Origin of the sequence: Thermosipho sp. (in: thermotogales), assembly GCF_020054775.1 — a bacterium.
In the GTDB taxonomy this organism is placed as follows: Bacteria; Thermotogota; Thermotogae; order Thermotogales; family Fervidobacteriaceae; genus Thermosipho; species Thermosipho africanus.
In genome coordinates, this window is the sequence record NZ_JAIHAP010000032.1 from 1 (window position 1) to 19,114 (window position 19,114).

The following is a 19,114-nucleotide window of genomic DNA, read 5'->3' on the forward strand; positions in this document are numbered from 1 at the left end:
AGACCTATAGATACTAATAATCCTAGCTCCTTAAATGATTCTATATTTACAAATAAAAATGACAAAAATCCTGCAACAGTTGTTAGCATTGAAAAAATAATAGGAATTTGTATATGTTTTTTAGTTTTTTCAAAATCTTTTATTCTAAAGTAAGCATTATAATAATGAAGACCGTATCCCGAACCAATAATTAATAAAAACGAAAATATCATAACTGTTAATGTGTTTAATGGTCTGTTAAATAAAAATAAAATAGAAACTGTAAAAATAGAAGAAACTATGGGTGTAAAGACTGAAAAAAACGCAACTTTAGGTGATTTTGTTTGAAAATAGAAAAAGAACAAAATTAGTAGTAGCATGATAACTGGATAAATATACATTTGTTTTAACAATTCTTTAAAAAGCTCGCTATCAATTACTGGTTCACCAAAAAGATAATAATTTTCAAAAAATTTTTTTACATGTTTTTCAATTTTAGCAATGTATTTTCTTGCATCTACATTTTGTTTAAAGGTAAGGTTTATAATTGAGTATTTTCCATCTTTACTTATTAAGTTAGCTGCATTTTTGTCATTTAAAATTTCTTTTTGTAGAACATTATCTTTTATGTAGGTAGTTATAGAAAAACCAACAATTTTTGGGAAATTTGCAGGAGATATAATTGTAGATATGTAAGGTTCATTTAATAATTCACTCGTTAGATTTAAAAGTTTTTTTGTGTTTTCTTTATTGAAGAATCCATTATCTGAATAAATAATGACAAATAGTGAATTGCCATCGTTAAAGTCTTTTGAGAGCTTTGCAAAATTTTTCACACTTTCATTGTCAATTTCATTTAATGATTTTCCATACTTAAATCCTGGCAAAAATACATCAGGACCAGTGTATATTGAGCCCTTTATAAAAATTATTACAAGAGATATAACAAAAAATACTAAAAAAATTATAAATTTTTTCATATTAAATCCCCCTCAATTTCTTCTGCATTTATTGCGGCTTCAATTATAATGTCTTTATATTTACTCCATTCTTCTATGGCCTGTCTTTTTGAAAGATGTTGTATACATTTTTCATTAGATTTTGGCTCTAAAAGAAGGCAACCACTTGGTCGTTCATTAATATTAAGTTTACAACCTGATTTTGTTAAAAAAGCACATTCTCCAGAAATTGAATGATCAAAGATAAAGTTTTCTTTTCCTTTAACAGCAGGCCTTACAAAATATTCTTCTTTTTTTCTGTCATTCCAATCAATTGCCCATTTTCCTGATTTTAGGGCTTGGGTGAGTTTTTGTAATATTTCTTCTTTGCTATTTCCAAAATCTTTAGGGAGAGCAATTCCTGGATAGCTTTTACAACATTTACCACCACATTTTTTACAAATTTTTTCGTTAATAAACATTTTTTTCACCTTCTACGAAGATTGTATATTCATCTAAAACAGGTCTTGCATTTTTTATTTTTATTCTTTTTTCTTTAAGTGAAACATATTCAAATTCATTTCCCTTTTCAATATCTTCTTTAGCATTTAGTTTTTCAATTTCGTACAAAATTTTTCTTTGACCTTGAAAGATTAAAAAATCTTTCTCTGGTATAATCGTATATTCACCATCAGGTACGTTTAATTTTATAGTAGAAATTCCATCTGTTGCATATCCACCAATTACTGAAACATGGGATGCAATTTTTTGGCTTCGAGATAATGCTAAAGAAAGAGGGGATAATTTGTTTTCGACCTTTTCTACAGGTTTTGAAATGCAAAATCCTACAGTTGTATATTCCATGTCGCATCGTTCCCAGCTTTTTTCTATTTTGTATTCGTTGGAAAACTTTTTTCCAAAGAGTGAACTAGATATTTCTAACATTTTTGTATTAATTCCGGTTCTTAATTCTTTTAACTGAACAAGAAGTGCTCTTCTGCTATCTGATAGGTAATCAAAGCTTCCAATTTTTATAAGCGATTCTATAATAGAATAATTGATGTTTGGATTTTTTTGCAAGAAATTTTGTAATGAATTGTAAGGTTTGTTTTTGATGATTTGCAACCCAGTTTTTTCATTAATTCCAGAAATTAAGGTTATAGGAATTTCGAAAATATTATTTTCTAAATTTTCCAATTCGTTTTGAGTAAGGTTTGGTGGAATAACTTTAAATCCTCTTGCATGAAGCTCTAAGATTATTTTTTCAGATTTTGAAGAATCATATTTTAAAATTGTTTTGTAAAACTGTTTTGGAAAATGAGTTTTAAAATATGATAGGTAGTATGTGATATGAGCATAAGCAATTGCATGAGATTTGTTAAAAGCATATTCTGAAAATTCTATTATTGTCTCTATCAATTCATTTACAATATTTGGATTAAGTTTTTTCAAAAGTCCATCTTTTAATTTTTTTAAAAGAGGTTTCATAATTTGCTTGTCTTTTTTGGAAACCGCCTTTCTAAAAACATCCGCTTCTTCTTCTGTGAAATTTGCATATTCAGTGGCAATTTTCATTATTTGTTCTTGAAATATTAATACTCCATTAGTATCTTTGAGAACATCTAATTTCTGTGAACTATTTTCAATTTTTGAATTAGCATATTTTTTATCTATTCCAGCCTTTAAAGGACCAGGTCTGTTTAATGATAAAGCTATAGATAATTCTTTTATATTTCTAGGTTTTATGGTTCTAATAACTTTTTTTCCTAAATTACTGTCAAGTTGAAATATACCATTTGTAAAACCTTTTGAGATTAAATGGAACGTTTTTTGATCATTCAACCTTGGAACTCCAAATTTTTTCTCAAGTTCTGATAAAATAGTAAGAGTTTTCAAACCAAGTAGATCAAATTTAATATATCCAATTTTATGAAGTGATTCCATATCCCATTCTATTGTTTGATCTTTTATTGGAACATTAATCTTTTCTTTGGAGATGATTATTCCAGCAGCATGAACACTTTTATGTATTGGAAGATTTAAAAGATATTTAATTTTGTCTGAAGATATTTTATTTTCATAAGCAATTTTTTTTAAAGTTTTTTCTCCAATACTTGAAAATGTTGTAATGTAATATACATATTTAAATTCTTCCCTAATCTTTTCAATTAATAACTTTCTTTTTGTATCTTCTACATCTAAATCAATATCAGGTGGTTCATTTCTTCCTTTATTCAAAAACCTTTCAAACAGTAGATCGTATTTAATGGGGTCTACGCTTGTTATTCCAAGAAAGTATGAAACTAATGAACCAACGGCACTTCCACGTCCAGGTCCAATCTTTATGTTATTCTTTTTCGCTATTTTAACGATTTTATAAACTGTAAAAAAGTAATCAACAAAATTTTTTTCTTTTATTATTGACACTTCTTTTTCTATTCTTTTTTTGTAGATGGGATTCTTAACATTTTTAAATTCAAGAAAATTTTTGTTTGCCTTCGGAAGTACTTGATCTGATTTTATGTTATAATCTGATACTTGTAGGTCGCAGTAAATCTTTTTTAAAACTCCTTTTTCTACAGGATTACAACCTAAAAATTTTGAAAAAATCTCGTATAAATACCTTTGACCTGGAAGATAATAAGCAAAATATATTTCATCTAAAGGGATGTAATTTAAGCTTATTTTTGAAAAATCATTTTTGTTATATGCTTCAAATAGTTCGTATAATTCATATGTATTTTTTGCATAAAATACTTTATTATTATGTTTAAATGAAATAATAGGTTTGATACCATAACTTTTACATATGTCAATAAATTTAACAGTAGCATGAAAATTAGTATCACAAAGAATCAAGCATCTTGCTCCATTAATGCTTGCATATTTAACTGCGTCTTCAATTTTTAAAATTGATCCTGAAAATGAATATGGACTAACTATTGCAGTAATCATTTCTTCAAAAGTTTACTGAACTGTTCTAGATTGTTATTTTTAAAAATACCATATCCCATTACGAGTATGTCTGCACCAGCTGAAGAAACAACATCAGCGTTGGTTTCATTAATCCCACCGTCAACTGCGATTGAAAAGTTTAAGCCATATTTTTCTTTCCAATTTTTTAGTGTTTTTATTTTTTCAATTGACTTTGCAATAAATTTTTGACCTGAAAATCCTGGATTTACACTCATTACTAGCACGCCGTCTAAAAAAGGTATAATTTCTTCAATTAAGTATAAAGGTGTGCCTGGGTTTAATGCAACAAATGCTTCAAAACCGTATTCTTTAATTCTTGATATCAATCTGTGTATATGATATGTAGTTTCTAAATGAACAGTAATTCTTTGAATATCAAACTCTTTTAGTTTCTCAACATGAAACTCAGGATTTGTTACCATAAGATGCACATCTATAGGCAGGTTGGTGCAGTTTTTAACAGCTTCTATTAAGGGATAGCCAAATGTTAAGTTAGGAACAAAATGCCCATCCATAGTGTCAAAGTGAATTTCGTCAATGAATTTTTCTACTCTTTTAATTTCACTTTCAAGATTTGATAAGTTTGCAGCAAGTATTGAACCACTTAACTTAACCATTCTTTTTCCTCCTCAAAAAATTTTATGCTATAATTATTATAACAAAGGAGGTGCAAAAAATGAATGAAAAAATAAAAGAAACTGTTGATTTTATAAAAAATCAAATAAAAATTTTACCTGATATTGGATTAATATTGGGTTCGGGATTAGGTTTTTTAGCTGAGAAAATTGAAAATTCAACAGAAATATCGTATAAAGATATTCCTAATTTTCCATATTCTACCGTTCCTGGGCATGAAGGAAAATTGGTGTTTGGCAATTTGTCAGGTAAAAATGTTGTAGTTTTAAAAGGAAGATTCCATTTATATGAGGGTTGGAATCCTGAGACAATAAAGTTTGTAATTTATACATTAAGAGAATTAGGTGTTGAGAGATTACTTATTACAAATGCAGCAGGTGGAATAAATAGAGATTTTGAGCCTGGAGATGTTGTATTAATAAAAGATATAATCAATTTTCAATTTAGAAATCCTTTAAGAGGCTCGAATGATGAATATTTTGGGCCAAGATTTCCTGATATGTCCAGTGTAGTTGATTTTGAATGGTATGAAAAAGTTAAGAAAGAGTTTCCTAACTTAAAAGAAGGTGTCTATATGGCAGTTTTGGGACCAAGCTATGAAACTCCTGCTGAAATTAGAGCATTTAAAAGATTGGGTGCGGATTTAGTTGGGATGTCAACTGTTCCTGAGATAATCGCCGCAAAGCATTGTGGTATTAAAACATTGTCTTTTTCATGTGTAACTAATATGGCTGCTGGAATTTTAGATACCCCATTATCACATAAAGAGGTTGTTGAAGTTGCAAATAGGGTGAAAGATACATTTTCAAAAATTATATTAAAAACTTTGGAGGTGCTCTGATTTGGTAGCAAATAATTTTTTAAATATAGTTGCAAATTTGAAACAAGCTAATAAAGTTTTGGTTTTAGGACATATTATGCCTGATGGTGATGATATAAGTTCAGTATTGTCTTTAACGCTTGGTTTGAAAAAGCTTGGTAAAGAAGTTATTCCAGCTATTGATTGGAAGATACCATCTTACCTTGGTGAAATAGACGAAGTTTTGCTTATAAAATCTTTTGAAGAGATAGATATAAAAAATTTTGCACCGGATATTATTGCAATAGTAGATGCGTCAAGTCCAGACAGAGTTGGGCGTTTTTCACAATATTTGAATGATTATAATGTTTTAGTAATAGATCATCATGCAACTAATACATTGTTTGGAAATATTAATTGGGTCGATCCAACGTTTGGTGCTACAGCTCAAATGATATTAAGAATAAACAGAGAATTAGAAGTAGAGTATGATGAAAGACTTGCTTTAATAAATTTACTTGGAATTGAGACAGATACAGGCTTTTTTAGGTATTCTAATGCTGATGAAAGAGTTTTTAAGGATGCGGCAGCTCTAATTTCTCTTGGCGCAAAGCCAGATGTGATTGCTAGAATGGTTTTAGAAAATAAAAGATTGGAACAATTTAAGCTTCTATCAAGAATGATAGAAAAACTCAAAATAGAGTCTGATGGACTTTTAGCTTATTCTTATTTAAGTAAAGAAGATTATGAAGAGTTAAATTGTACAGATGAAGATAGTGGGGGGTTTGTAAGCGAGATACGTTCAATAAAAGGTGTTGAAGTTGCAATATTTTTTTATGAGTATACTGAAGGTGAAATCCATATCAGTTTTAGATCGAAAGAATGGTTTGATGTAAGTAAAGTTGCGCTGTTAATTGGTGGAGGGGGTCATCCTAGGGCTGCTGGAGCTTCAGTTAAAGGAAAAATAGAGGATATTGTGGATGAGGTTGTAAAACTGACTATATCTGAAATTAAAAATCAAAAGCCATGAGTTTTTGAAATCCTAGGGGGGAACATATGAAAATCGTAAAGTTTTTTAGAAAAACTTATAATGGAGACGAGTTTTTAATTGAAGAAGATGGTAAATTAAAAAGGATTAAAAAGATAAACAAAGAAATAGTTAGTAACTTTAGAGATTTTTCAATATTTTTGAACTTAATTTCTTATGTAGATGAGTTTTTAAAGCCTGAGAGATTTTTTGTGGAAGAAGATTTTTATACAGTGGTATTTCCTTATTATGGAGAAAATGAAATAAATATTGAGAAACTTTCCGTAGATTCAAAAGATCTAATTGCTTACAAAATGTTGAATATTGCTCAACAAGTTTTTCATATTCCAAATCTTTCTTTTCCTGTTTTTTCATATGATGATATATTATTGAACGAAAATGATGTAATTATTCAACCTCCTATTTGGTTGAGTAAAAATATTGTTCCCCCAAAAAACTTTAGAACATTTGTAGCACCAGAGTTTGAAAAAGAATTTAAATTTAGCGATAGATCAGTAGTGTATGTATTTGGTAAAGCTCTAGAAGGTTTAGATTTGGAAAACGAATTTTTTAGGTCAATTATTCCAAATATGGTAAAGGAAGAATTAAATGAGAGAACAATACATTTTGTTGCACCATCTCTCTATCAGACTTTTGTAAATGACGAATTTGTTATACCAATAATTGAAAGACCTGAATTGTATAAAATACTGGAGCTAGTAAATGAAAAGAGTTATAAATTTATTGGAGTTGTTGGAGATCAAAGATTAGGAAAAACTACACTTTTAAATATGTTGCAAGATAGACTTCAAATGGAAGGAAAGATAGTTTTAAGGCCGACTAGTATTACTCAATTGGTTAATCAATTACTACAAGTTGCTGCAGGGAAAGTAGCAGATGAGGTTCTTGAAGAGCTTTTTAACATGATAAAAAATGGTGGAAAAATAGATGTTATTGTTCCTCTTGTTGGAGAAGTTATGGATAGTATAGGAGATTTGTTTATTTTAGTTGATGATTACCAGGAAAAATTTGATAATTTTAAAGCGTTTTTGAAAGAACTTATATCGCTTAATTTTGTTAATAAACACCAGATTATAGCGTTTTCTACTGAGGTATTTGATGAATTTGAGTTTATTATTGATGTAAATAAATTTTCAAAAGATGATATAAAAAAAATTCTTAAAAAATCCTTTGTTAAAATAAATGGTATAGATATTTTAACTGATTTTTTGTTTAAGATTAGTTCTGGATATCCAGGAATATTAGTTGAAGTGCTCAAATTGTTAGTGGAAAAAAGGATATTAGTAAAAAATATTGAAAAAAGAGTTTGGGAATGCGACTTTGATAGATTATCTCATACTAATATTGAACAAGTATATGATATTAGTCAAAATTTAGATGAAGATTTATTTTTAAAAGCTAAAAATATTGCAATTTTAGGCCAAAAATTTACCGATGAAGAGTTAGAATTGCTTGAAAAAGTATGCGGTATTTCTTTTCAAAATTTAGTTAAAATACTTGAAGGAAAAGGAATTTTATACAGAGAATATAATGTCTGGAGATTTACTTTAAGACAATATTGGGAAAAGTTCTATGAGAAAATAGAGGATAAGGAACATTTGCATAAAAAGTTAATTGAAAAATATTCAAAAATAACGTTTTTTGGTGTTTATCAGAAAATTGCTTGGCATTATAAAATGTTGAATCAAGAAAGTAAAGCTATTATTTATTATATAAAATCTATTCGAAGAGGATTAGAAGAATATTATTCGCCTAATCTGTTACTTTATCTTATAAGTGAAACAGAAAAATTGATCCCAAAGGATAAGATTTTATACACTTTACTTAGATTTAAACTTGAAGTTTATAGAAGGGTATTTAAAGAGGTAGATTTTGAAATACCTGATGAAAATATTTTTGAATATTTAAAAATTTTGAAAATGCAGATAAATTTTCAATATGATGCTTTAAAAAAATACTTTGAAGAAGATAAAGAAAGGTTGAAAGGTTATGGTCTTATAGGAAGTTATAGGAGAAAGCTGTCATACTATCAAACTCTGTACGTTCTTGAAGAATATGAGAAAATAGATTTAGAAGTATTGCAGAAAATTTCTGATCTTCCATGTACTACTTCCTTTGTTTGTAGCTTAAAAATTGGAGCTTTACTCCTGCTTGGAAATTTTTATTCGCAAAGAAATAGATTACTGTCAGACTTTTACTTTGAAAAGGCTAAAAATATTGCTAAGAAAAATAAAATATATCATCTTCTTTCGATTGTTTATAAAGATCTATCGTTTAATACATCAAATATGATAATTGCGGATAATTTATTGGATAAATCAATTCAATACGCTGAAAAAGCAGGACTTTCAAACATTGCTATTTTGTCGACATTGGATAAAATAAGAATAATGTTATATATGGGACAAATTGATAAATTTTTTATAGAATTAAATAAAGTTAGAAAAATAGCTAAACTTAGAAATTTGAAACCAGAACTTGCTTCAACTTACAGCCTCGAAGTTTTGTATCATATTTATAATAGGGAATTTGAAGAAGGATATAATGATCTTCAAAATTTTAAAAGGATACTTGATACTGTTAGTACAAAGGGAAGGTACCTTAGAACATTAATAATGCTTTATTTGTTTTCTGAAAGATTTACAGAAGCAAAAAAGATTTATGAAAATGTAAAAGATAAAAGTGTTTTTAGACAATATGGATTTGATTACTTTTTAAAGCTTGCTTTTGCGAAAAGTTTAGATGAATTTGAAATGGTTTGGAAAGAGTATAGGGATTCTGAGATTTTCCTGTGGCGCGAGGAAATTTATGCATTATTAGGTGACAAAATTGCCGAAGTTGATCCGGATGGTTTTTTCGAGCAGCTAAATTTTTTGGAAAGAGAATATTCAAGTCAAGGGTTAAAACTTTCTCTTGCGTTGTTGTATGAAGGATATGCAAAATATTATAAGGTAATTGGTAAAAGTTATAAGCATCAAATATATATGTCAAAAGTTTACTCTTTATACAAAGAAATGGGGTTAAAAAATTATTTAAAAATTATTGAAAAGAAAAATGATTTTTTGAAACCATTTTTTGAAAAATCTTTAAATATTTCTAAATTTATAGATTCCGAAAATATTTCTAAGAGTTTGAAGGGTTACTTTGAAAAAGCAAATCTTTCAATTAATCTTTTAGAAGAATTAAAAGCAATTGAAGAAATAGAAGATCCACAAAATCTATTAAATTATTTTGCAGGGAAAATAGTTCAGTACTTACCAGTTACTGATGTTTATATTTTTGTTGAGGATAGACAAATTGAAAAGAAATACAAATTTTCAAATACAGATGATATCTTACAAGAAGATGGGATTTTCTCAGATCCTTTAAAGATAAAGATTTCTGATAGAGTTGATAAATACTTACATTATGAGATTTATGTTTCAAATCCATTGTTGTCTGTTACACAAGAAAATTTATATAACATTCTAGATTTTCTTGAAATTATTGAATACGGTTTTGTAACTTCATTAAAATCTTCAATTTTAAAGTTAAGAAGTTTCCTTGATCCTCTTACAAAATTATATACAAGGTATTATTTTATTGAAAAATTATCACAGATGTTTAGAAGAGCGATTAAGTTTAATGAAAAACTTTCAGTAGTTATGTGTGACTTAGATCATTTTAAAAAGATAAATGATACGTATGGTCATTTGATAGGTGATGAAGTTTTGAAAAAAATTGCTCAAATTTTGAGAAGAAATGTAAGGCTGACAGATGTTATTGGAAGATATGGAGGAGAGGAATTTATAATATTTTTACCTTATTCTTCTTCAAAACAAGCGTATGAGATTGCTGAAAGAATAAGAAAAAAAATAGAAAAGTTAGATGAATTTCCTTTTAAAGTAACAATGAGTTTTGGTATAGCAAGTTATCCAGAGACTAAGGTTAACAGCCCTGACGAGTTAATACATCATGCTGATGATGCATTGTATAAAGCTAAAGAAACTGGAAGGAATAAGGTGGTAATGTTTAATGAGAGATAAGATTATTGAAGAAATTTTAAAATTTGGTAATGATGTTTATATTGATGAACCAATGAAATGCCATGTAAGTTTTCGAATTGGAGGCCCTGTAAGTGCTTTTGTGGTTTCACCTTCCATAGAAATATTTATTAAAACTTTTTCATTTTTAAAGGAAATTAGAGAAGTTAAAGTTTTAGGAAATGGAACTAATGTTTTGCCTAAAGATTCAAAAATGGATTTTTTTATATTATCAACAAATAGATTAAATAAAATTGAAATTTTAGAAGATAAAATTATTTGTGAAAGTGGATTGAATCTTAAGAGTTTGTGTAATATAACTGCAAAAAATGGGATTGCCGGTTTTGAGAATTTATATGGTATTCCTGGCAGCGTTGGTGGAGCTGTTTATATGAATGCAGGTGCTTATGGAAGTGAGATTGCCGATTTGGTATTATACGTAGAAGCTTATGATGGAAATAAAATAGTTCGTTTTAATGTTAATGAATTAAAATTTTCTTATAGGAATAGTTTATTTAGAGAAGAAAAAGATTTAATTATTTTAAGAGTAGCTTTTAAAAAGTTTAATGATGAACCTGATTTAATATTGGAAAAAATGCGTGAGATAATTTTAAAAAGGGTTGAAAAGCAACCATTAGAATTCCCGAGTGCAGGAAGTGTTTTTAAAAGGCCTAGAAAAGATTTTTATGTTGGTAGTGCAATTGAAAAAGCTGGTTTGAAAGGTTTTAAGATTGGTGGTGCAAAAGTTTCGGAAAAACATGCAGGATTTATTATTAATTACAATAATGCTACATATGATGATGTCGTAAATTTAATCAAATACATAAAAGAAAAAATTTATGAAAATTATAAAATCAATTTAGAAACAGAAATAGAAATTTGGTGAGGAGGGATTTGGATGAGCTTATGGAAGAAACGTAATTTAGAAGAAGTTGAAAAATTTAGTAAAGATTATAGAAAATTTATTGATGAAGCAGTCAGTGAAAGGCTAGCTGTTGATTTTTTTGAAAATCTTCTTATTGAAAATGGTTTTATACCATTAGATAAATATACAGGAAAAGAAGAAAAGGTTTTTTATACGAATGCAAATAAGTCGTTAGTTGCTGCAAGAATTATAAACAAGCCAGAGGATGGATTTAATATAATCGCTGCTCACATTGATGCACCAAGGATTGACTTAAAACCTAATCCTTTGTACGAAGATGAGGGTTTTGCGCTTATGAAAACTCATTATTATGGAGGAGTAAGACTTTATCAATGGTTAAATATACCGCTAGCACTTGTTGGAGTTGTATACAAAGATGATGGAACAAAATTGAATATAAAAATTGGTTTTGAAGAAAATGATCCGGTTTTTGTAATAGCTGATTTGTTGCCACATCTTGATAGAAAAGATGAAAAAATTAGCGAAAAATTTCAAGGTGAGAAGATGAACCTTATAGTTGGTTCTATCCCATTAGATGGTGAAGAAAAAGAGGCGGTAAAAAAGAATGTTTTAAAAATTTTGAAAGATTTGTATAATATTGAGGAAGAAGACTTTGTGAGTGCTGATATTGAGCTAGTTCCTGCATTTAAATCAAGAGAAGTTGGATTTGATAAAAGCTTGATAGCAGCTTATGGCCATGATGATAGAATTTGCGCTTATCAAGCAATTAGAGCATTGATAGATGCAGAAAATTTGGAAAAATCAGCTGCTGTCATATTATTTGATAGGGAAGAAATTGGAAGTGAAGGAAATGCAGGTGCAAAAGCTAGATTTTATAAGAAATTTTTTAGAAAAATTTTAAAAATAAATGGTTCTAATGATACAGAATCATCCCTAGATGAATTAATAGAAAATTCTTTTGTAGTATCAGCTGATGTTGGAGCTTTAATAAATCCAACTTATAAAGATGTTCATGATAAATATAATGCTGCAAAAGTCGGAGAAGGAATTGTACTTGTAAAATATACTGGTTCTAGAGGAAAAGCAGGTGCTAGCGAAGCACATGCTGAAGTTGTAGCTCATGTAAGGAAAGTTTTAAATTCTGCAGATATAAAATGGCAAGTTGGAACTCTTGGAAAGATAGGAATTGGTGGTGGCGGAACAGTTGCAAAATTTTTAGCTGAAGAAGGATTTAATGTTATTGATATGGGACCTGGTCTTTTGAGTATGCATTCTCCATACGAATTGGTTTCAAAGGTTGATTTATATGAAACATATTTAGCATATAAAGAGTTAATCTCAAAGAGGTGATATTGTGTCAACAAGCATTGAAAGCCTTTTAAGAGAAATATGCTTTAGAGTAAAGGTAAAAGGAAGGGAAGTTTTAAAAGAATTCCCAATTACGCCTGCTCAGTTTGATTTAATGCAAAAATTGTATTTTAATGGTGAACAGACAATGACCGATTTGAGTAAAATTCTTGGAATTGCAAAAAGTACAACAACGGGTCTTGTTAGTAGGCTTGAAATTGATGGATTTGTTGAGAGAAAAAGAAGGGAAAAAGATAAAAGAGTAATTACTGTAAAGTTAACAAAAAAAGGAGAAGAAGTAATTGATAAAGTAATATTAAAGAGGATAGAGTTTGTTGAAGAAGCTTTAAAAGATTTTGATGAATCATCTAAAGAAAAATTAAAAGAACTCTTAAGTTTATTTAATGAATCACTAAAGAAATATAGGTGATAAGTATGAAAAAATTTGCAGTTTTTGTGATGTTTTTTGTTTCAATGTTTTTATTTGCAAATTTAACTATTATAACTGAGCCTAGTGCAATGGTGTATTGGAATGGAGCCTTGATAGATGTTGTACCATTAGATGGTGTTTTAGAACTTGAAAATCTTGATTATCCAGGTACCTTGAAAATAGTTAAACCTGGTTATGCACCTTATGAAACATTAGTCTCAACTGATACGATATTGAAAGTAAAACTTTCCCTTCCTTCATATATCGAAGTTACGTCTGACCCTGAAAATGTAGATGTTATTGTGAATGGTAATTTTTTAGGAACTTCTCCAGATGTGTTTGAAGTAAGTTCTGGGGAGCTTCTTTTGACATTTGAAAAAGAAGGCTATATTTCAAAAAAATTTAAAATAACGCTTTTGCCATCCCAGATAAAAAAAATTCATGTAACTTTAACTAAAAATGTAAAATTAAAATTGATATCTAATGATGTAATTGAAGCAACTATTGATGGAAAATATATAAAATTACCTACTACAGTTGAAGTGCTACCTGGAAAGCATGTACTAAAATTATATGGAAAAGATTATATTAAAACTGTTCAAGAAATAGAAGTTCCGGCAGTTGAAGAATATGAGTATAATGTCGATGAAACTGTTTATGTGAATTTGTATGTTTATGGTTATCCTGAGAATGCGAATGTGATTTTGAATAATATTTCAAAGACTTCTCCTGCAATTTTTAAGGTTATTCCTGGGATATACGATATAAAAATAGAAAGTGATGGATTTAAGACATTAAAGGAAAAAATTAATGTTACAACTTCTAGTAATACTTTTATGTATAATTTAAGTAAAAATTTAATTTCCTCAGTTAATAATTCTTTAACTGTTTTTTTTGATGGTTATATTTCAAAAGATAACCTAGTTCCTAAAAGATTGTATTTTACAAAAGTAGTTGGTGACAATAAGGAATGGTTTGGTTTTACTGATGGTTCAATTGAAGAAATTCCAAAAAGTTTTAGCGTAATATTTACTAAAGATGGATATATTGAGTATAAAGGTGTAAGATATAATTCTCCGGTGATATTGAATGTAAATTACGATGATACTGTGAAAGTAGTCTCTAATGGGAAAGAAGAATCGGTTATTGTGAAAGAAAATAAAATATTGGATGATCCTAAAAGTTGTGCTGTAAATATTTACTCAAAGCAGGTTTTTGATGTAAAAATTAATGGGAAATTTATAGGACGAACTCCAATATATTTGTTGTCACTTCCTGAAGGTGGATATAGGATGGAATTTTTAAAAAATGGAATTACAATATATGAAAAAAATGTTGAAATAAAACAAGGGATTTTAAATGAAATATATGGAGGGGATTAGATGAGAAAAGTGCTAAGTATTTTTCTAATAATGTTTTTAATGATGATTATATTTGCAGTTGAGACAGTTATAACAGATCTTTCTCCGATTGTTCCTGAATATTCAGCAGTAAAATTTTTGGTTGAAAACCAAATAATGGATTTAGATGTAAATGGTAATTTTAAACCATCTCTTTTAATAACTAGATTAGATATTGCAAAAGTTATATATACTGTAATTCAAAAATATAACCTTTCAAAGATTTCAGACATTGAAAAATCTCTTGCTAACATTAGTGACGAAATAAAAATTGCAAAAGGTTTAGTTAGTGGGATTGATAAAAGGTTGGTAAATCTTGAAACAAAGCAAGAAGAATTAACGCAAAAGATTGAAGCTTTTGATGCATTTTTAACTCAGTCATCGGAAACACTTTTTGCAAATATTGAAAAAAATTATGTAAAAAGAGAAGATTTTGATTCTCTTAAAGCACAAATTACTTTGATTTCTCAGGTTTACAATTCTCAGACAAAGAAATTTGAGGAAAAGATAAATGATATTGAGAAAATTTCAGAAATTGAAAAGAAAATAAATATTGTGAGTAATCAACTTGAAGACTTGAAAACAAACTTTTTGGAAGAACAGGCAAAGAATATTGCGAAGTTTTCTGATATTGAAAAACAACTTTCTAATATTCCAACAAATGTTACAAACCTCAATGTTACAGTAGCTCGGCTTTCTAATAAAGTTTCTTCAATAGAAGAACTTTATACTAAACTATCAAATATAAAAGCTTCTGACATTGATAAATTAGAAAACTTGAGTGAATTGGAAGATAAGGTTAATCAAATGTATTCAATTTTGACAGATCTAAATGCATTCTCGATGGATTTAGATTCTTTAAGAAAAAGGCTAGAAGGGATTGATATATTAACGGTCAGAAATGTTGTAAATAAATTTTCAATTTTGGAGAATAGATACCAGCAAATTGATAGTAGAGTACAATACTTGGAAAATAGTGTTGGAAAAATTGAACTTTTGAATCAAAAGATAGAAGAATTAAATGCAAAAATTTCAGATATTGAAAACAAGAAGATTATGTTAGATAATTTAGAAAAAATTTCTAATGATGTTGAAGAGTTAAATAAGTATAAAGAAGATTCAAAAAAAGCACTTGACATTATGAGTGATAAATTAGTGGAAACTAACAATAATATGAGAACCATTTTAATTGTTTCAATTGTTTCAGCGGCAATATCAGTAATTTCATTCATATTGACAATTACTAAATAATAAAAGTAAAGAAATTAAGGGGGATAGTATGATAATAAAAGTTAAAGTCCCGGAAAATAAAATGAGTGCAAGTATAATACTCGAAAAAGCAGGTGATGATGATAAAGTTACCCCGAAAGAAATAGTCGATGCTTTGAATGAAGCAGGGGTTAAATTTGGTATAGATTATGATGTAATAAATAGAATTTGCCAAAATCCTGAATTTTTTGTACCATTGCAAGTTGCTGTGGGTAAAGAACCAAAAAATGGTGAAGATGGTCGCATTGAGTTTGTAAATTTTGAAAAAGAAAAGGAAAGTGATAAAAAGAATATCGATTTTAGAGAATTCCCTACTCACAAAAGGATAATAGTAAGAAAGGGGCAAAAAATTGCTACAGTTTATGAGCCAACAGAAGGAGAAGATGGAATAAACGTATTTGGTGAAAAAATAGCTGGAAAAGTTGGAAATAAAGTAGATATAAAGTTGGGAAACAACGTTGAGTTAAAGGATAACAGTATATACTCGAAAGTTGATGGAATATTGATAGTTGATCTAAATGAAAACTTTATTGATGTAGGTGAAGTTTTAGAGATAAAAGGGGATGTAGATTATTCGATAGGCAATATTGATTTTCCAGGTGAAGTGGTCATTACAGGTGATGTGAAGCCAGGGTTTGTAGTAAGGGCAAAGAAAGATATAAAGGTTGAAGGAATAATTGAAGCAGCAACTGTAATATCGTTAGAGGGTAATATAATTGTTAGTGGAATTAAAGGAAGAGATAAAGGAATAGTAAAATGTTCTGAAGATTTGAATGTAAGATTTGCCGAAAATGCAAATTTGGAAGCAAAAAATTTGATTTTCAAAGATCTTTTGAATAATTGTAACGTAAAAGTTTCTGAAAGTATTATTTCAGAGAATGGAAGAGGGGTTATTGTCGGGGGAGAATATATAGCAGGAGTAAAAATTGAGGCTGAAGAAATTGGTTCGGAGATAGGAATTCCTACACGTCTTGAAGTTGGTATTCCACCACATTTACTTGAAGAGAGAAAACTTCTTCATACGCAAATAATGCTTGATAAGCAGAATGCTGAGAAATTAATGAAGATAGTTAAACAATATAAACTATTAAAAGAGAAGAAAGTTGATATACCTAATGATAAGAAACAATTGTTTGTTAAAGCAACGACAACTCTTCTTAATATAAAAGAACAACTTGAAAAAAATAAAAAAAGATTGGATGAAATTGAGGAAATGATAAATAAGATTAAAGTTGATGCTAAAGTTGTAGCTCGAAAAATTATTTATCCTGGAGTTGAAATTATGTTGCAAGGGCTTAAGTATTATATAAATAAACCATTAAATAAGGCGGTATTGAGAATTGAGAATGATAACATTATTGTTGGAGGGTATAAAGAATGATAAAAATTGAGCCAAAGTTCAGAGAGCAGGTATGGGGAGACTTCAATTTAAATAAAACGTTTGGAATAAAAGGTAATCCAATAGGTGAAGTTTGGCTACTTTCTGGTCACCCACTTTATACCACGAATATTAATGGAAAAACTGTTAATGAAGCATCAAACGAGTTATGTGGAAAAGAATTTAAAAGATTCCCATTACTAATAAAGTTAATATCAACAAATGCTTGGCTTTCTTTACAAGTCCATCCTGATGATGAATATGCTCAAAGAGTTGAGGGGGAACCTTGGGGAAAAAGTGAGGCATGGTATTTTTTGAAGGATGGTGAAATTGCAATTTGTGAAAATCCATCCTTAATTCCTCAAGCTTTAAAAAGTGGAAATTGGGAAAAGGTAATTCGAAAAGTCAAGGTTAAAAAAGGAACATTTGTTTATATTCCTGCAGGAGTTATTCATGCATTAGGTCCGAATTCGACTATAATTGAAGTTCAACAATCTTCGGATTTAACATATAGAATTTACGACTGGGGAAGGCAAAGAGAATTACATATTGAAAAAGCATTACAGGTAGCAAAAAAAACTAAATATGAAAATTTATTGATGGAAAAGATTTCATGTGAATACTTTAATATGGAAGAATTATTTGAAGGTTATGTAGATGGATTTGCAGTAGCTGTACCTAAAAAAATCGAAAAAAATTTTGGAGCCTTTTTAATACCAAAAGGCTCCAAAGAATTCGTTAGAGATTCTATAATAATTACTCTTGGCGAATTCTTTTTGAATTCATAAATAATTTTGAATTTTTTTCAACACCTATAAAGTCAGAGATAACTTCGCATTTAGAAACTAATGCAAAAAATAGATTATTCCTTGATTCTTCAGAAAGGCCTTCGAAGTTTCCTTGGCCTTTTGCTATTATAATATCTGAGTCGTAGAATAATCTTCTAAATTCTTCAGAAGATTTTGGCAAAGAAGCCCCTGCAGTTTTAAGTTTTGTATCAATTATTGTTGCAAATTTTTCGATACCTATATATTTACCATCGTCAACTGTTGCATCATTTATAATAGGTTTTCCTTTTAGAGCCACAAAGATTTCAATGTCATGAAGAGTTTCTTTAATAATTTCAATAAAGAGCATGTCGAAAACTAATTCTCCAGCATTATCGGCAATAAATAATAGATTTTTTGATGAAAAAAGTGATTTTTTAAATTCTTCAAAGTCATCGATAGAAAATGGTTGATTCCATATGTCTATAACCTGCTTAAATAATTCTTCGGTTGAACCTTTTTTAGCTCCAAAATCAATTAGATTGCCAGCAACCGATAGTTTTGCTGCCTCATATAGTGGATCGCTCGAATCAAGGATTCTGCTTTTAAAATTTTTATATAAAGTTAAAGCAGCATCGTTTGACTTTTTCTTTTCTTCAGAATAGAGGTCATTTTTGTTTAGATAGTTTTCAAGCTTTTCATACATTACCTCGGCAATATCGATAGGTTTTAGATTATAATTTAGTTGGGATAAATCATTAAGCACTTTTTTAAGTATATTCCATTTTTCATGTTCTGAAATAACAAATTTGTCAAGTATTCTCTGAGCCTGGTTAACATGACAAGTAAGGCATTTACTAATAGCTTTCATTTTTGTTTTTACTCTCCTTGATTCTTTAGTTTGGATTCAATTATGTTGATTACATCTTCAACTGTAGATATATTTTCTAGTTCATCGTCTTCAATTCTAATTCCATATTCGTCTTCGAGAATCATTACTAAATCTACTACATCCAATGAATCTGCTCCCAAATCATCAATAATATTGGAACTTTCATCAATATCTTCAATTGGAATGTTCAATTTTTCGGCTAATATTTTACTTACTTGTCTAAATAATTCTGCTCTTTCCATTCTTTCCCTCCTCTTCAAAGAAATATTTTTAATTAGCCTCCTGAAATTTGTTTTTTCTTAATTTTTTGAAAATATTATTCTTTCCCTTTTATCTTTAAAAAGAGT

The 19,114-nt window shown here is 28.6% G+C and carries 16 protein-coding genes; 10 read left to right on the plus strand and 6 right to left on the minus strand.

Features of this window, described 5'->3' with window-relative positions; all coding sequences use genetic code 11:
- The 4 genes from JG780_RS06620 to rpe form a co-directional block, all read right to left on the minus strand.
- Window positions 1-959 (minus strand): RND transporter family protein (locus tag JG780_RS06620; RefSeq protein ID WP_463274144.1); only part of this gene is annotated, 959 nt, incomplete at its 3' end.
- The gene (locus tag JG780_RS06625) at window positions 956-1,399 is read right to left on the minus strand and encodes a hypothetical protein (RefSeq protein ID WP_114702767.1); all 444 of its coding nucleotides are present in this window, start codon (window positions 1,397-1,399) and stop codon (window positions 956-958) included. The genes JG780_RS06625 and JG780_RS06620, both read right to left, overlap by 4 nt.
- A complete protein-coding gene (locus tag JG780_RS06630; protein ID WP_114702768.1) occupies window positions 1,389-3,872 on the minus strand; it encodes a helix-hairpin-helix domain-containing protein in 2,484 nt (827 codons plus the stop codon). The genes JG780_RS06625 and JG780_RS06630 overlap by 11 nt, the downstream gene beginning before the upstream one ends.
- Window positions 3,869-4,510: a ribulose-phosphate 3-epimerase gene (rpe, locus tag JG780_RS06635; protein ID WP_012580461.1), complete on the minus strand. Its 642-nt coding sequence runs from the start codon at window positions 4,508-4,510 to the stop codon at window positions 3,869-3,871. Before rpe ends, JG780_RS06630 begins: the two co-directional genes overlap by 4 nt.
- Window positions 4,511-4,569: 59 nt before the next feature.
- On the opposite strand from rpe, the gene JG780_RS06640 reads away from it, so the two are divergent.
- From JG780_RS06640 to JG780_RS06685, 10 genes are read left to right on the plus strand one after another with little or no spacing between them, the layout of a single operon-like run.
- Entirely contained in the window at window positions 4,570-5,370 is an 801-nt protein-coding gene (locus JG780_RS06640) for a purine-nucleoside phosphorylase (protein WP_004102843.1), read from the plus strand.
- Window position 5,371: 1 nt separating this feature from the next.
- Complete coding sequence (locus tag JG780_RS06645; protein ID WP_004102845.1) at window positions 5,372-6,358, plus strand: DHH family phosphoesterase; 987 nt, start codon at window positions 5,372-5,374, stop codon at window positions 6,356-6,358.
- A gap of 26 nt (window positions 6,359-6,384) precedes the next feature.
- Window positions 6,385-10,401, plus strand: a complete 4,017-nt coding sequence (locus JG780_RS06650) for a GGDEF domain-containing protein (protein WP_287569692.1) — start codon at window positions 6,385-6,387, stop codon at window positions 10,399-10,401.
- Window positions 10,391-11,284, plus strand: coding sequence for a UDP-N-acetylmuramate dehydrogenase (murB, locus tag JG780_RS06655; RefSeq protein WP_004102850.1), 894 nt, complete (start codon window positions 10,391-10,393; stop codon window positions 11,282-11,284). Before JG780_RS06650 ends, murB begins: the two co-directional genes overlap by 11 nt.
- 12 nt (window positions 11,285-11,296) lie before the next feature.
- Entirely contained in the window at window positions 11,297-12,634 is a 1,338-nt protein-coding gene (locus tag JG780_RS06660) for an aminopeptidase (protein WP_004102853.1), read from the plus strand.
- Window positions 12,635-12,638: 4 nt separating this feature from the next.
- Window positions 12,639-13,061: a MarR family winged helix-turn-helix transcriptional regulator gene (locus JG780_RS06665; protein ID WP_004102855.1), complete on the plus strand. Its 423-nt coding sequence runs from the start codon at window positions 12,639-12,641 to the stop codon at window positions 13,059-13,061.
- Window positions 13,062-13,066: 5 nt separating this feature from the next.
- On the plus strand, window positions 13,067-14,443 hold the full coding sequence (locus tag JG780_RS06670) for a PEGA domain-containing protein (protein WP_012580463.1): 1,377 nt from the start codon (window positions 13,067-13,069) through the stop codon (window positions 14,441-14,443).
- Window positions 14,444-15,712: an S-layer homology domain-containing protein gene (locus JG780_RS06675; protein WP_287569694.1), complete on the plus strand. Its 1,269-nt coding sequence runs from the start codon at window positions 14,444-14,446 to the stop codon at window positions 15,710-15,712. It begins immediately after the preceding gene.
- Between the two features lie 28 nt (window positions 15,713-15,740).
- Window positions 15,741-17,111 carry a flagellar assembly protein A gene (locus JG780_RS06680; RefSeq protein WP_012580465.1) on the plus strand — a complete coding sequence of 457 codons (1,371 nt, stop codon included), beginning with the start codon at window positions 15,741-15,743 and terminating at the stop codon, window positions 17,109-17,111.
- The gene (locus tag JG780_RS06685) at window positions 17,108-17,896 is read left to right on the plus strand and encodes a type I phosphomannose isomerase catalytic subunit (protein ID WP_004102859.1); all 789 of its coding nucleotides are present in this window, start codon (window positions 17,108-17,110) and stop codon (window positions 17,894-17,896) included. Before JG780_RS06680 ends, JG780_RS06685 begins: the two co-directional genes overlap by 4 nt.
- Here JG780_RS06685 and JG780_RS06690 read toward each other — a convergent pair.
- Both JG780_RS06690 and acpP read right to left on the minus strand, forming a co-directional pair.
- Entirely contained in the window at window positions 17,865-18,746 is an 882-nt protein-coding gene (locus JG780_RS06690; RefSeq protein ID WP_287569696.1) for a damage-control phosphatase ARMT1 family protein, read from the minus strand. The two genes, JG780_RS06685 and JG780_RS06690, sit on opposite strands and share 32 nt — an antisense overlap.
- An 8-nt stretch (window positions 18,747-18,754) precedes the next feature.
- On the minus strand, window positions 18,755-19,009 hold the full coding sequence (gene acpP, locus JG780_RS06695) for an acyl carrier protein (RefSeq protein WP_126993531.1): 255 nt from the start codon (window positions 19,007-19,009) through the stop codon (window positions 18,755-18,757).
- Window positions 19,010-19,114: the final 105 nt, after the last annotated feature.

Excerpts from the sequence above, each read along its gene's own strand:
- JG780_RS06625 (WP_114702767.1), bottom strand. The coding sequence starts at position 1,399 with ATGTTTATTAACGAAAAAATTTGTAAAAAATGTGGTGGTAAATGTTGT.
- JG780_RS06630 (WP_114702768.1), bottom strand. The coding sequence starts at position 3,872 with ATGATTACTGCAATAGTTAGTCCATATTCATTTTCAGGATCAATTTTA.
- rpe (WP_012580461.1), bottom strand. The coding sequence starts at position 4,510 with ATGGTTAAGTTAAGTGGTTCAATACTTGCTGCAAACTTATCAAATCTT.
- JG780_RS06640 (WP_004102843.1), top strand. The coding sequence starts at position 4,570 with ATGAATGAAAAAATAAAAGAAACTGTTGATTTTATAAAAAATCAAATA.
- JG780_RS06650 (WP_287569692.1), top strand. The coding sequence starts at position 6,385 with ATGAAAATCGTAAAGTTTTTTAGAAAAACTTATAATGGAGACGAGTTT.
- murB (WP_004102850.1), top strand. The coding sequence starts at position 10,391 with ATGAGAGATAAGATTATTGAAGAAATTTTAAAATTTGGTAATGATGTT.
- JG780_RS06660 (WP_004102853.1), top strand. The coding sequence starts at position 11,297 with ATGAGCTTATGGAAGAAACGTAATTTAGAAGAAGTTGAAAAATTTAGT.
- JG780_RS06670 (WP_012580463.1), top strand. The coding sequence starts at position 13,067 with ATGAAAAAATTTGCAGTTTTTGTGATGTTTTTTGTTTCAATGTTTTTA.
- JG780_RS06675 (WP_287569694.1), top strand. The coding sequence starts at position 14,444 with ATGAGAAAAGTGCTAAGTATTTTTCTAATAATGTTTTTAATGATGATT.
- JG780_RS06680 (WP_012580465.1), top strand. The coding sequence starts at position 15,741 with ATGATAATAAAAGTTAAAGTCCCGGAAAATAAAATGAGTGCAAGTATA.
- JG780_RS06685 (WP_004102859.1), top strand. The coding sequence starts at position 17,108 with ATGATAAAAATTGAGCCAAAGTTCAGAGAGCAGGTATGGGGAGACTTC.
- JG780_RS06690 (WP_287569696.1), bottom strand. The coding sequence starts at position 18,746 with ATGAAAGCTATTAGTAAATGCCTTACTTGTCATGTTAACCAGGCTCAG.
- acpP (WP_126993531.1), bottom strand. The coding sequence starts at position 19,009 with ATGGAAAGAGCAGAATTATTTAGACAAGTAAGTAAAATATTAGCCGAA.